At 62.6% G+C, this 13,579-nt stretch carries 10 protein-coding genes; 7 read left to right on the top strand and 3 right to left on the bottom strand.

Annotated features, from left to right (window positions below):
- Positions 1–9: 9 nt before the first annotated feature.
- The 3 genes from HNQ36_RS16485 to HNQ36_RS16475 all read right to left on the bottom strand — a co-directional run bounded on the left by HNQ36_RS16485 (position 10) and on the right by HNQ36_RS16475 (position 4,323).
- Positions 10–801: a Bax inhibitor-1/YccA family protein gene (locus HNQ36_RS16485; RefSeq protein WP_046828060.1), complete on the bottom strand. Its 792-nt coding sequence runs from the start codon at positions 799–801 to the stop codon at positions 10–12.
- Positions 802–1,006: 205 nt separating this feature from the next.
- Positions 1,007–3,580 (bottom strand): ABC transporter permease, encoded by a 2,574-nt coding sequence (locus HNQ36_RS16480; RefSeq protein WP_184086907.1) that lies wholly within the window; start codon positions 3,578–3,580, stop codon positions 1,007–1,009.
- Positions 3,577–4,323 carry an ABC transporter ATP-binding protein gene (locus HNQ36_RS16475; RefSeq protein WP_046828058.1) on the bottom strand — a complete coding sequence of 249 codons (747 nt, stop codon included), beginning with the start codon at positions 4,321–4,323 and terminating at the stop codon, positions 3,577–3,579. The genes HNQ36_RS16480 and HNQ36_RS16475 overlap by 4 nt, the downstream gene beginning before the upstream one ends.
- Positions 4,324–4,564: 241 nt before the next feature.
- On the opposite strand from HNQ36_RS16475, the gene HNQ36_RS16470 reads away from it, so the two are divergent.
- The 7 genes from HNQ36_RS16470 (at position 4,565) to HNQ36_RS16440 (ending at position 13,529) form a co-directional block, all read left to right on the top strand.
- The gene (locus HNQ36_RS16470) at positions 4,565–5,203 is read left to right on the top strand and encodes an arylesterase (RefSeq protein WP_184087105.1); all 639 of its coding nucleotides are present in this window, start codon (positions 4,565–4,567) and stop codon (positions 5,201–5,203) included.
- A gap of 110 nt (positions 5,204–5,313) precedes the next feature.
- Positions 5,314–5,850: an RNA 2',3'-cyclic phosphodiesterase gene (gene thpR, locus HNQ36_RS16465; protein ID WP_046828057.1), complete on the top strand. Its 537-nt coding sequence runs from the start codon at positions 5,314–5,316 to the stop codon at positions 5,848–5,850.
- 61 nt (positions 5,851–5,911) lie between these two features.
- Positions 5,912–7,093, top strand: coding sequence for a cell division protein ZapE (gene zapE / locus HNQ36_RS16460; RefSeq protein WP_184086905.1), 1,182 nt, complete (start codon positions 5,912–5,914; stop codon positions 7,091–7,093).
- 188 nt (positions 7,094–7,281) lie between these two features.
- Positions 7,282–8,250 (top strand): malate dehydrogenase, encoded by a 969-nt coding sequence (gene mdh, locus HNQ36_RS16455; RefSeq protein ID WP_184086903.1) that lies wholly within the window; start codon positions 7,282–7,284, stop codon positions 8,248–8,250.
- 105 nt (positions 8,251–8,355) lie between these two features.
- Entirely contained in the window at positions 8,356–9,552 is a 1,197-nt protein-coding gene (gene sucC, locus HNQ36_RS16450; RefSeq protein ID WP_184086901.1) for an ADP-forming succinate--CoA ligase subunit beta, read from the top strand.
- 4 nt (positions 9,553–9,556) lie between these two features.
- Positions 9,557–10,441: a succinate--CoA ligase subunit alpha gene (gene sucD, locus HNQ36_RS16445; protein ID WP_184086899.1), complete on the top strand. Its 885-nt coding sequence runs from the start codon at positions 9,557–9,559 to the stop codon at positions 10,439–10,441.
- Positions 10,442–10,577: 136 nt separating this feature from the next.
- Positions 10,578–13,529: a 2-oxoglutarate dehydrogenase E1 component gene (locus tag HNQ36_RS16440; protein WP_184086897.1), complete on the top strand. Its 2,952-nt coding sequence runs from the start codon at positions 10,578–10,580 to the stop codon at positions 13,527–13,529.
- The last annotated feature ends 50 nt before the right edge of the window (positions 13,530–13,579 follow it).

The raw sequence follows: 13,579 nt of genomic DNA, 5'->3' as shown, positions 1-13,579 counted from the left end.
CGATCAGTTCTAGTCTCTCTGTCCGAGCAGCTGCAGCAGCAGCGTGAACAGGTTGATGAAGTTCAGGTAGAGTGAGAGCGCGCCGGTGATGGCTGCCTTCTCTGCCACGTCTCCACCCTGAGCCGCATAGCCGTAGATGTAATCGTTCTTCAGCCGCTGGGTATCCCAGGCGGTGAGGCCGGCGAACACGAGCACGCCGATCACCGAGACGATGAACTGAAGCATCGAGCTCGCGAGGAACAGGTTCACCACGCTCGCGAGGATGATGCCGAACAGGCCCATCATCAGGAACGATCCCATCCCGGTCAGGTCACGCTTGGTGGTGTAGCCGTAAAGGCTCAGCGCACCGAACGAGGCAGCCGTGATGAAGAACACCCGCACGATCGAGGTGTGCGTGTACACCAGGAAGATCGACGACAGCGAAATGCCCATCAGCGCTGCGAACACCCAGAACAGCAGCTGGGCGGTCGCCGGCTTCAGGCGATTGATGCCGAACGAGATGGCGAACACCATCACCAGCGGCGCGAGGATGAAGACCCACTTCAGCGGGCTCACGAACATCGCGACGCCGAACGACGTCAGGTACTGCTTGCCGATCCGGCCGGCTGCGGCGGAGGCATCAGGCGTTACGGCGCCCATGTACACGCCGAGGGCGGCCAGACCAGTGATGGCCAGGCCGATCGCCATGTAGTTGTAGACCTTGAGCATGTACGAGCGCAGACCGGCATCGACGGTCGCGGCGTCAACGCGCCCGGCGGCCCGGCCGAAAGGTGACGTATAGTTGCGGTCCAAGTCCGACATCGTCGAAACCCCGTGGTTGACTGGCGAAAGCGAAGGGTCTGCGCCGCCAGCTATAAGCTTTTCCCAGACCCGACTGTGGGCCATCCGCTGGATGGCAACAAGCCGGAATCTGAACCCGCTCGGTATGTGGGAAACTAACACACTCGACGCAAGCATGGACGCGCGGCTGTTTGTCGCAAAACCCGCCATCTGCTGCTACAAATTGTCATAAGTTACGGAGCACGGTCGCTGGTTTTTGGTTAAGCGCGAGTAATGTTCCGGCCAGCCCCAATCCGACCGTAACCGCGAGCGCGGCCAGCACCACGAGGGCGGCGCTGCCGGCCTGCCAGACGAAGCCCAGCGTCATCAGCCGGGTCACGATCTGCCAGGCAGCGATCGATCCGGCCGCCACCCCGAACACGGCCGTCGCTAAACCGATCAGCAGATATTCCAGCGCATAGGCGCCGAGCAGCCGCGCCCGGGTCGCGCCGAGGGTTTTGAGAATCACCGCGTCATAGACCCGGTGCCGATGCCCCGCAGCCAGCGCGCCGCCCAGCACCAGGATCGCCGAGATCAGGGTCACCGAACTGGCGCCCCGGATCGCCAGCACGAGGTTGGTCACGACCTTTCCGATCGAATCCAGGGCCTCACGCACCCGCACGCTGGTCACCATCGGGAAGGCGGCGGCGACGTCCTTGATGAGTTTGGCGTCGCTCGCAGCACTCGAAGAGCCGGCTTCGGTGAGTGTCGCAATGTCAGTGTGGGGGGCGCCGGCGAAGGCTTTCGGCGAGTATACCAAAACGAAATTGATGCCGAGGCTCTGCCAGTCCACGGTCCGCAGATTGCCGATCTTCGCGGTGATGTCGCGGCCCAGCACGTTCACCGTAATGTCGTCGCCGACCTTCACGCCGAGACCGTCGGCGATTTTCTTCTCCAGCGACACCAGCGGCGGACCGTTATAATCGGCATCCCACCATCTGCCCTCGACGACCGTTGAGCCGCGCGGGACTTCGCCGGTGTAGGTCAGGCCGCGGTCGCTCTGCAGCACCCAGGCGGAATCCGTCGAAGGCTTGAGGTCTTCGGCCCTGATGCCTTTTGCGGCGACGATGCGCCCGCGCAGCATCGGCACGGTTTCCACGTTTGCTGCCGGAGCGGCCTGTTTCAGGAACTCGCTGAATCGCGGGGCCTCGGCCGCCGGGATATCGATGAAGTAGAACGACGGCGCATGCTCGGGCAGGGCGGCCATGAATTGCCGCCGCAGGTTGCCGTCGATCTGCGTGATGGTCACCAGCACGGCGAGGCCGAGGCCGAGCGACATCACGACCGACGGCGTCAGCGCGCCGGGGCGGTGGATGTTGGCGATAGCCAGCCGCAGCATGGTGAAACGCGCGCGCGGCAAGCTTCTTGCCAGAGCCATCAGCATCGAGGCGACTGCGCGCAGCACGGCGAACACGCCGATCGATGAAGCGACGAACACAGCGGCCACGCGCTTGTCATAGGCGAGCCCGATTGCGACCGCGATCAACAGCGCGATCACCGAGGCCATCAGGACGAGATAACGCCGGCGCGGCCAGTGAAATTCCGGCGTTACGCCTTCACGGAACAGGGCCGCTACCGGCACATCGTGGACGCGGCCAAGCGGCCATAGTCCGAACGCCAGCGCTGTCAGCAGGCCGTAGACGAACGACAGCGCCAGTTCGCCGGCGTGAAATGTCGCTTCCACCGGAAGCGGCAGGATTTTGCCGAACAGGCCAACGATGATGAAGGGTAATGCCGCGCCGATCGCAGCGCCGATCAGCGATCCGAGGGTCGCCAGCACCATCACCTGCGTGAGGTAGATCGTGAACACCTCACGGCCGGTTGCGCCGAGCGCCTTGAAGGTTGCGATCACGTCGCGCCGCTCATCGAGATGGCTCTTGATCGCATTGGCGACACCGACTCCGCCGACCAGCAGAGCCGCAAGTCCGACCAGCGTGAGGAACTGCGTGAAGCGCGTGATGTTGCGCTCGAGTTGCGGCGACGCGTTGCCGCGGGTGCGGACCTCCCATCCTGCTTCCGGGAGCGCCTTTTGCGCGGCATCGACAACGGACTGCGTGGCGCGCTCATCGCCCGAAGCATCCGGCAGCTGCAGGCGATAGATCCAGCGCACCAGCGTGCCCGGCTGCAGCAAGCCAGTCGCGCGCAGCGCATCTTCGCTGATCAGGAATCGCGGTCCGAGACCGACGCCGCCCGCAAGCTTGTCGGGCTCGGCCTGGACGGTGGCGCGAATTTCGAATGTCGCATTGCCGACGGTCACGCGGTCTCCGGCCTTGAGGCCGAGACGAGCCAGCAACACCGCGTCGGCACCTGCGCCGAACGCGCCATCGCGCTGCGCCAGCAAATCCGCAACCGGCATCTTTGGCTCAAGCGACAGGGTGCCGAGCATCGGATAATTGCCATCGACGGCTTTCAGATCGACCAGCGCGAACTCGCCGCTTTGCGAGCGCGCCATGCCGCGCATGATCGCCGTGGCCGAGACCTTGCCGTGAGCATCGAGAAAGCCGCGCTCCTCTTTTGAGGCTTCCCGCTGGATCAGTGCGAAGGATGCATCGCCGCCAAGCAGTGTGCGGCCCTGATGATCAAGTCCTGCGCTGAGACTTCCGGCCACCGAGCCGACGCCCGCGATCGCCATGACGCCGAGCGCGATACAGGCGATGAAGACATAGAAGCCACGCAGACCGCTGCGCAACTCGCGCAAGGCGAAGCGGACTGCCAGCGACAGTGTGCCGCCGCGCGGTGCGGTGTCGGCGATCATGCTCATCGGGATGCCGTCTCAACCCAGTGCCGGTCGGTCGCCGGTCCGTCGATCCGGCCCGAGCGCAACCGCACCACCCGATCGCAGCGCTGTGCGAGTGCAGTGTCGTGTGTCACCAGCACGAGGGTCATGCCGCGCTCGAGGTGCTTGGCGAACAAGAGATCGACAATCTGCTTGCCGGTGGCCTCGTCGAGATTTCCGGTCGGCTCATCGGCCACGAGAATGGCGGGATCGGGCGCCATCGCGCGCGCCAGCGCGACGCGTTGCTGTTCGCCGCCCGAGAGTTGCGAGGGATAGTGATGCAGTCTTTCTCCGAGACCCACGCCGGCAAGCTCTTGCGCGGCGCGCTCATTCGCATCCGCGCGGCCTGCGAGCTCGAGCGGCACCGCGACGTTCTCGAGCGCCGTCATGGTCGGGATCAGATGAAACGACTGGAACACGATACCGACATGGCGGCCACGGAACCGTGCGAGAGCGTCCTCGTCGAGGGCATTGAACGCGGCGCCGTTGACCACCACCTCTCCGCTGTCAGGACGTTCAAGCCCCGCCATCACCATCAACAGCGTGGACTTGCCTGAACCTGAGGGGCCAATCAGGCCGACGGCTTCACTGGGCGCGACGCGCAGGCTGACATCCTTGAGGATGTGAACGCGCGCGGCGCCGCTGCCCAGCGAGAGATTGACGTTTGAAATGGAAATGGTGTCCGGTTCGAGACCGGCGCGCGGCGAGGGTTCAATGAGACTGTCCATGGATCTTTCATATGGGGGTTTCGGCCGCGCGGTCGAGGGGCTGGTGTCCCGAATCCGAAGTTCGCTCCATTTTGCCGCGCCTTCTGTGGCGAACTTCGGATTCGAAAGGACACCAGCAAACTATAATTCTCGTGTGGCTTCGGTTCGCAGGTCCGCAAACGGAGGCTGTCGCAAGGAGAGTGCGGACCTGCGAACCGCCACACTAGTGAGGACGTTCATTGTCGCAGCAGCGGGGGCAATGATGGCGATGTCGGGGCCGGCCTCGGCTCAAACGATACCCGTCAAACAAGATGTCAAAGATGTGAAGCCGATCAAGCTCGCCGTTCTGGGCGATTCCCTGACCGCCGGTTACGGCTTGCCGGCTTCGGCGGCGTTTCCGGTGCGCCTGCAGAAGGCTCTCGCCGACAAGGGTATCGCCACTGATATCCATAACGCGGGCGTGTCCGGCGATACCACGACCGGCGGCCTGGCCCGGCTCGACTGGTCGATCCCGCCCGGCACCGAAGCTGTGATCGTTGAACTTGGCGCCAACGACGCATTGCGCGGCATCGATCCGAAGGTCTCGCGCGGCGCACTCGACGAGATTCTCAACAAGCTGAAAGCGCGCAACATCGCTGTTTTATTGTGCGGGATGTACGCGCCGCCGAACTATGGCGCGGAGTATACGGCGACGTTCAACAGCATTTATCCCGACCTCGCTAAAAGTCACAAAGTGCCGCTTTATCCGTTCTTTCTCGACGGCGTGGCCACCGAGGCGAAGCTGACCCAGCCCGACGGATTGCATCCGACGGCCGCGGGCGTTGACGTCGTGGTCGAGCGGATTCTGCCCACGGTGGAGGCGTTTTTGAAGGATCATGCGTTGCAGCCGGGCAAGCCCTGAGGGGATTTGTTGTTGTTGTTCGCGCGATGGTCGCTTCGCACTGTCATCGTGCTGCGGTAAAAAAGACCTCAGGTGATTCGTGATCCTCTTTTGCATCGAGGAGATTCGTGATGCCGCGCTTGTTCACCGGGCTGGAAATCCCCCCGGACATCGGCCAGACGCTCTCGAACTTACGCGGGGGCCTGCCGGGCGCCCGCTGGGTCGATCCCGAAAATTATCATGTCACATTGCGCTTCATCGGCGACATCGATGGCCCCGCGGCCAACGAGATCGCCGCGACACTGGAGCGGATCAATCGCAAACCGTTCGAGGTTGCCTTGCAGGGCCTGTCCAGCTTTGGCGGCAAGAAACCGCGCGCCGTGGTGGCATCGGTTGTACCAAGCCGTCCGCTGATGGAGTTGCAGGCGGAGCTGGAGCGGCTGATGCAGCGCTTCGGTTTCGATCCGGAGGGGCGCAAATTCATCCCCCACGTGACGCTGGCGCGGCTGCGGGATGCATCCAATCGGGATGTGGCGGACTATCTGTCGGTGCGGGGGTATTTTCCGACCCGCAGCTTCATGGCCTCCCGGTTTGTGCTGTTCTCATCACGCGCGTCGGTGGGTGGCGGACCTTACGTGGTTGAAGACGCCTATGCGCTGAGCGCATAGAGAGTCGGCCGTTACGTTTGTAGTCTTGCATTTTCCGCCTCGTTCTGGCGGGTAGCGGGCCATGAACGCTCTCACCCCCGCCCCGTTCCGTCGGCAGTATCAGGCTCTGGTTGCTGCGGGCACCATCGAGGCTGATCCGGCGCAGGCCCGGGCTGTCGAAGCTTTCTCGGCGCTGGAGGCAAGGCTGGCCGGATACCGTCCCGGCCGCGGCGGACTGCTGCAACGGCTGTTCGCCGACAAGGACGCGGTCCCGCTGCGCGGCCTCTACATCCACGGCGAGGTCGGACGCGGCAAGACCATGCTGATGGATCTGTTCTTCAGCGAGAGCGCCGTCACGCACAAGCGTCGCGCGCACTTTCACGAATTCATGGCCGATGTTCACGAGCGGATTCATGGCTTTCGCCAGAAGATTGCGCGGCAGGAAATCGCAGACACCGATCCGGTGCGGCTCACGGCGGCGTCGATTTTCGAGGAAGCGTGGCTGCTGTGCTTCGACGAGTTTCACGTCACCGACATTGCGGACGCGATGATTCTCGGACGGCTGTTTGGCCGGCTGTTTGAACTGGGAACCGTGGTTGTTGCGACCTCGAATGTCGCTCCCGACGATCTCTACAAGGGCGGCCTCAATCGCGCGCTGTTTCTGCCGTTTGTCGGGCAGCTCAAGGAGCGGATGGACGTGCTGCGGCTCGACGCGCGCACCGATTTCCGGATGGAAAAACTCGCAGGCATCAAGATGTGGCTGGTCCCGGCCGATGCGTCGGCCGATGCCGCGCTCGACAAGGCGTGGACCAAGCTCACCGGCGGCGCCGCCGACCGGCCGCGCGACATCACGGTCAAGGGACGCGTGCTGCACGTTCCGCATTCGGCACACGGCGTTGCGCGATTTTCGTTTGCGGACTTGTGCGAGAAGCCGCTCGGCGCATCGGACTATCTGCGGCTCGCGCATGATTATCACACGCTGATCATCGACCGGATTCCGGCGATGAACTACGAGCATCGCAACTACGCGAAGCGCTTCATCACCCTGATCGACACGCTTTACGACAATGCCGTGAAGCTGATGGCGTCGGCGGAGGCCGATCCGCTGTCGCTATACAGCGCGACCGAGGGTGTTGAAGCCAACGAATTCAAGCGGACCTCGTCGCGGCTGATCGAGATGGGCTCGGAATCCTATCTGGCGCTGCCTCACGGCCGCAGCGACTCGTCCGCCAGCGGTTCGACCACCGGTCTGGTCGAGACCTGACGGGTTCGCTTTATGTTTCGGCTCCGGACCCGGCGAAAGCCCGATACGAAACCAGCCGGCACTGCCGCCGCGGTAAGCACTGCCTCTCCATTGGGCGAACAGCGACTTGAACGCTCGCCGCGAAAGGTCTAACCAGCCGTCCAGACTTTTCCCATCCTCTCCCGTCGACATCAAAGGACAGATTTCCCATGGCGCGTGACAAGATTGCTTTGATTGGTTCAGGTCAGATTGGCGGCACGCTGGCGCACCTGGTCGGACTGAAAGAGTTGGGCGACGTGGTGATGTTCGACATCGCCGAAGGCATCCCTCAGGGCAAGTCGCTCGACATCGCGCAGTCTTCGCCGGTTGATGGCTTCGACGCCAAGTTCACCGGCGCCAATTCCTACGAGGCGATCGAGGGCGCGAGCGTGGTGATCGTCACCGCCGGCGTGCCGCGCAAGCCGGGCATGAGCCGCGACGATCTTCTGAGCATCAATCTCAAGGTCATGGAGCAGGTCGGCGCGGGCATCAAGAAGTACGCCCCCGACGCGTTCGTGATCTGCATCACCAATCCGCTCGATGCGATGGTCTGGGCGCTGCAGAAGGCCTGCGGCCTGCCGCAGAAGAAGGTCGTCGGCATGGCCGGCGTGCTGGATTCATCGCGCTTCCGTTATTTCCTCGCCGACGAGTTCAACGTTTCGGTGGAAGATGTCACCGCCTTCGTGCTCGGTGGGCACGGCGACACCATGGTGCCGCTGACCAAGTACTCCACCGTCGCCGGCATTCCGCTGCCTGATCTGGTGAAGATGGGCTGGACCTCACAGGCCCGCATCGACGAGATCGTCGATCGCACCCGCAACGGCGGCGCCGAGATCGTCAACCTGCTCAAGACCGGTTCGGCCTTCTACGCTCCGGCAGCATCGGCCATCGCGATGGCGGAAAGCTACCTGCGCGACAAGAAGCGCGTGCTGCCTTGCGCCGCTTACCTCAACGGCGAATACGGCGTGAAGGACATGTATGTCGGCGTGCCGGTGGTTATCGGATCGAAGGGCGTTGAGCGCATCGTCGAGATCGAACTCGCCGGCAAGGATCGTGAAGGCTTCGACAAGTCGGTCGGCGCAGTGCAAGGCCTGGTCGACGCCTGCAAGAAGATCGCGCCGGATTTGCTCGGTAAGTAAACGCCGCGACACCGTTATCTTCACGTGCGATCCGGGAAGATCCGTTTCCGGCTCGCACGCTGAAATTCCCTTCTTCGTTCTCTTCTTCGATCTCTGGGGCAATCCATGAACATCCACGAATATCAGGCCAAGGCCGTGCTGAAGGAATTCGGCGTGCCAATCTCGCGCGGCGTGCCGATTCTCAAGGCATCCGACGCGGAAGCAGCGGCGAAAGAACTTGGCGGCCCGTTGTGGGTGGTGAAGAGCCAGATTCATGCCGGCGGACGCGGCAAGGGCAAGTTCAAGGAAGCCTCGGCCGGCGACAAGGGCGGCGTGCGTCTTGCCAAGTCGATTGAAGAAACCAAGCAGTTCGTGACCCAGATGCTCGGTGCCACGCTGGTCACCGAACAGACCGGCCCTGCCGGCAAGCAGGTCAACCGCATCTATCTCGAAGACGGCTCCGACATCGAAAAAGAGTTTTATCTGTCGCTGCTGGTCGACCGCGAAACGTCATGGGTGTCCTTCGTGGTTTCCACCGAAGGCGGCATGGACATCGAGAAGGTCGCGCACGATACGCCCGAGAAGATCGTGACGTTTTCCGTGGATCCGGCCACCGGCGTCATGGCCCATCACGGCCGCACGGTTGCGCAGGCGCTCGGCCTGAAGGGCGATCTTGCCAAGCAGGCGGAAAAGCTTGTGGCGCAGCTCTATACGGCGTTCCTCGCCAAGGACATGGAGATGCTGGAGATCAATCCGCTGATCATCTCCAAGCAGGGCGAATTGAAGTGCCTCGACGCCAAGATGTCGTTTGATTCCAATTCGCTCTACCGTCATCCCGAGATCGTCGCGCTGCGCGACACCACGGAAGAAGACGCCAAGGAAATCGAAGCATCGAAGTATGACCTCGCCTATATCGCGCTCGACGGCACCATCGGTTGCATGGTGAACGGCGCAGGTCTGGCGATGGCCACGCTCGACATCATCAAGCTCTACGGTGAATCGCCGGCCAACTTCCTCGACGTCGGCGGTGGCGCATCGGAAGAAAAGGTCACGGCGGCATTCAAGATCATCACCGCCGATCCGAACGTGAAGGGCATTCTCGTCAACATCTTCGGCGGCATCATGAAGTGCGACGTCATCGCACGCGGCGTCATCGCCGCGGTGAAGGCGGTCGGTCTTCAGGTTCCTCTCGTGGTGCGTCTCGAAGGCACCAATGTCGAGGAAGGCAAGAAGATCATCAACGAATCCGGCCTCAACGTCCTGTCGGCGAACGATCTCGACGACGCTGCGCAGAAGATCGTCAACGCCGTGAAGGGAAAGTAAGCCGATGTCCGTCCTGATCGACAAGAACACCAAGGTCATCTGCCAGGGCTTCACCGGCAAGAACGGCACCTTCCATTCGCAAGGCGCGATCGACTACGGCACCAAGATGGTCGGCGGCACCTCGCCGGGCAAAGGCGGCACCACCCATCTCGGCCTGCCGGTATTCGACACGGTGGCTGAAGCCCGCGACAAGACCGGCGCCGATGCGTCGGTGATTTATGTTCCGCCGCCGGGCGCGGCGGACGCGATCTGCGAAGCCATCGATGCGGAAGTGCCCCTGATCATCTGCATCACCGAGGGCATTCCGGTGCTGGACATGGTGCGCGTGAAACGCTCGCTGTCGGGATCCAAGTCGCGCCTGATCGGGCCGAACTGCCCGGGCGTCGTGACCGCAGGCGAATCGAAAATCGGCATCATGCCGGCCAACATTTTCAAACCCGGCAGCGTCGGCATCCTGTCCCGCTCAGGCACGCTGACCTATGAAGCCGTGTTCCAGACCACGCAGGTCGGCCTCGGCCAGACCTCGGCGGTCGGCATCGGCGGCGATCCGGTCAAGGGCACCGAATTTATTGAAGTCCTCGAGCTGTTCCTGGCGGACGAGAAGACCAAGTCGATCATCATGATCGGTGAAATCGGCGGATCGGCCGAAGAGGACGCGGCGCAGTTCCTCAAGGACGAAGCCAAGCGCGGCCGCAAGAAGCCGATGGTTGGATTTATCGCCGGCCGCACCGCACCTCCGGGTCGCCGCATGGGTCATGCCGGCGCGATCGTCTCTGGCGGCAAGGGCGACGCCGAATCGAAGATTGCGGCGATGGAAGCGGCCGGGATTACGGTTTCCCCGTCGCCTGCGCGGCTCGGAACGACGCTTCTCGAAAGGTTGAAAGCGTAGTTCAGTCCTTGGTTCTTTTCAGCGCGAAGTTTTGCCCTAAATAGGGTAAAAGGTGCGGCCCAAACACGATGCCGATACCAAATCGGGCGATTTTCTCCCGATTTTTCCGCGCGATGCAATCAATCAGGACGTAACCATGTCTCGCCAGGACGCGAACGCCAACTTCGCCCTCACTTCCTTCCTCGACGGCGCCAACGCCACCTACATCGACCAACTGTACGCTCGCTACGAGAACGACCCGTCATCGGTCGATCCGGAATGGGTTGATTTCTTCAAGACCCTGAAGGATCAGCCGGCGGACGTCGCGAAGAACGCGCAGGGCCCGTCCTGGGAAAAGGCCAACTGGCCGACCACGCCAAATGACGACCTGACCTCCGCGCTCGACGGCAACTGGGCCCAGGTCGAAAAGGCCGTCGGTGGCAAGATCGCAGCCAAGGCGCAGGCCGCAGGCGGCGGCCTGACATCGGCAGACCTGCAGCAAGCGACCCGCGATTCGGTGCGCGCGCTGATGCTGATACGCGCCTACCGCATGCGCGGTCACTTCCACGCCAATCTCGATCCGCTCGGCATCGAGGGCCAGAAGGATCACGAAGAACTCGATCCACGCTCCTACGGCTTCACCGACGCCGATTTCGACCGCAAGATTTTCCTCGACCATGTGCTGGGTCTTGAGACCGCAACGCTGCGCGAGATCGTGGCGATCTGTCAGCGCACCTACTGCCAGACGCTCGGCGTCGAATTCATGCACATCTCGAATCCGGCGCAGAAGAGCTGGATTCAGGAACGCATCGAAGGTCCGGACAAGGAAATCAGCTTCACCCGCGAAGGCCGTCGCGCCATCCTGATGAAGCTCGTCGAGGCCGAAGGCTTCGAAAAATTCTGCGACATCAAGTTCACCGGCACCAAGCGTTTCGGTCTCGATGGCGCTGAATCGCTGATCCCCGCGCTCGAACAGATCATCAAGCGCGGAGGCAATCTCGGCGTGCAGGACATCGTGCTCGGCATGCCGCACCGCGGACGCCTCAACGTGCTGACCCAGGTGATGGGCAAGCCGCACCGCGCGCTATTCCATGAATTCAAGGGCGGCTCGGCCAATCCCGACGAAGTCGAGGGTTCGGGCGATGTGAAGTACCATCTCGGCGCCTCGTCGGACCGCGAGTTCGACGGCAACAAGATCCATCTGTCGCTGACCGCCAACCCGTCGCATCTGGAAATTGTCGATCCGATCGTGCTCGGCAAGGTGCGTGCGAAGCAGGACCAGAACGGCGATCCGCCGGACCAGCGCATTTCGGTGCTGCCGCTGATGATGCACGGCGACGCCGCGTTCGCCGGACAGGGCGTGGTGGCGGAATGTTTCGCGCTGTCGGACCTGAAGGGCTATCGCACCGGCGGTTCGCTGCACTTCATCGTCAACAACCAGATCGGCTTCACGACCTATCCGCGTTACTCGCGTTCGTCGCCGTATCCGTCGGACGTCGCCAAGATGATCGACGCGCCGATTTTCCACGTCAACGGCGACGATCCGGAAGCGGTGGTGTTCGCGGCGAAGGTGGCGATCGAGTACCGGCAGAAGTTCCACAAGCCGGTCGTCATCGACATGTTCTGCTACCGCCGCCACGGCCACAACGAGGGCGACGAACCGTCATTCACCAACCCGGTGATGTACAAGAAGATCGCGACCCATCCGACCACGCTCGATCTCTACGCCAGGCGGTTGATCGCCGATGGGATCATGACCGAAGGCGAGATCGATAAGGCGAAGGCCGATTGGCGCGCGCGGCTCGATGCCGAGCTTGAGGCTGGTTCGGGCTACAAGCCGAACAAGGCCGACTGGCTCGACGGCAAGTGGGCCGGCTTCAAGTCGGCCGATCTCGGCGAGGATCCGCGCCGCGGCAACACCGGTATCGCCATCGACGAGCTGAAGGATATCGGCCGCAAGATCACCAAGGTGCCGGACGGTTTCCGCGTTCACCGCACCGTGCAGCGTTACCTCGACAGCCGCATGAAGGCGATCGAGAACGGCGAGGGCATCGACTGGGCGACCGGCGAAGCGCTGGCGTTCTGCACGCTGATGAAGGAAGGCCATCACGTTCGCCTGTCCGGACAGGACAGCGAGCGCGGCACCTTCTCGCAGCGGCATTCGGTGCTGTTCGATCAGGAAGATGAAAGCCGCTACACGCCGTTCAACCACATCGGCGACAATCAGGGCCACTACGAAGTCATCAATTCGTTGCTGTCGGAAGAGGCGGTGCTCGGCTTCGAGTACGGCTACTCGCTGGCGGAGCCGAAGGCGCTGACGATCTGGGAAGCGCAGTTCGGCGACTTCGCCAACGGCGCACAGGTTCTGTTCGACCAGTTCATCTCGTCGGGCGAACGCAAGTGGCTGCGCATGTCGGGTCTCGTCTGTCTGCTGCCGCACGGCTATGAAGGGCAGGGGCCGGAGCATTCCTCCGCGCGCCTCGAACGCTTCTTGCAGATGTGCGCTGAAGACAACATGCAGGTCGCTAACCTGACGACGCCCGCGAACTACTTCCACGTGCTGCGCCGTCAGCTGAAACGCGAAATCCGCAAGCCGCTGATCCTGATGACTCCGAAGTCGCTGCTGCGCCACAAGCGCGCAGTGTCGAAGCTCGAGGAGTTCGGTCCCGAGACCTCGTTCCATCGCGTCCTGCTGGACGATGCGGAAACCGGCGGCGAGATCAAGCTCGTCGCGGACGCAAAAATCCGCCGCGTCGTGCTCTGCTCGGGCAAGGTCTATTACGATCTTTACGAGGATCGTGAGAAGCGCGGCGTCGACGATATCTATCTGCTGCGTGTCGAGCAGCTTTATCCGGTGCCGCTCAAGACCCTGGTGCAGGTGCTCGAGCGCTTCAAGAAGGCCGAAGTGGTCTGGTGTCAGGAAGAACCCCGCAACATGGGCGGCTGGCACTTTATCGAGCCCTATCTCGAATGGGTGCTCAACCAGGTCGGCTCGGCGCACAAGCGTCCGCGCTATGCCGGACGCGCTGCTGCCGCCGCAACCGCGACCGGCTTGATGTCGAAGCATCTCCAGCAATTGAAAGCATTGCTCGACGAAGCTCTTGGCTGATCAATGGATGCCCGCAGGTCGCGGGCATTTCCATCACATTCAATTTGATT

It is taken from the genome of Afipia massiliensis (assembly GCF_014203115.1).
Taxonomy (GTDB): Bacteria; Pseudomonadota; Alphaproteobacteria; order Rhizobiales; family Xanthobacteraceae; genus Afipia; species Afipia massiliensis.
This window is presented reverse-complemented; position numbering and strand designations above follow the sequence as displayed.

Coding starts and splice junctions, on each gene's coding strand:
- sucC (WP_184086901.1), top strand. CDS start 8,356: ATGAACATCCACGAATATCAGGCCAAGGCCGTGCTGAAGGAATTCGGC.
- HNQ36_RS16475 (WP_046828058.1), bottom strand. CDS start 4,323: ATGGACAGTCTCATTGAACCCTCGCCGCGCGCCGGTCTCGAACCGGAC.
- HNQ36_RS16485 (WP_046828060.1), bottom strand. CDS start 801: ATGTCGGACTTGGACCGCAACTATACGTCACCTTTCGGCCGGGCCGCC.
- zapE (WP_184086905.1), top strand. CDS start 5,912: ATGAACGCTCTCACCCCCGCCCCGTTCCGTCGGCAGTATCAGGCTCTG.
- sucD (WP_184086899.1), top strand. CDS start 9,557: ATGTCCGTCCTGATCGACAAGAACACCAAGGTCATCTGCCAGGGCTTC.
- HNQ36_RS16470 (WP_184087105.1), top strand. CDS start 4,565: ATGGCGATGTCGGGGCCGGCCTCGGCTCAAACGATACCCGTCAAACAA.
- HNQ36_RS16480 (WP_184086907.1), bottom strand. CDS start 3,580: ATGAGCATGATCGCCGACACCGCACCGCGCGGCGGCACACTGTCGCTG.
- mdh (WP_184086903.1), top strand. CDS start 7,282: ATGGCGCGTGACAAGATTGCTTTGATTGGTTCAGGTCAGATTGGCGGC.
- thpR (WP_046828057.1), top strand. CDS start 5,314: ATGCCGCGCTTGTTCACCGGGCTGGAAATCCCCCCGGACATCGGCCAG.
- HNQ36_RS16440 (WP_184086897.1), top strand. CDS start 10,578: ATGTCTCGCCAGGACGCGAACGCCAACTTCGCCCTCACTTCCTTCCTC.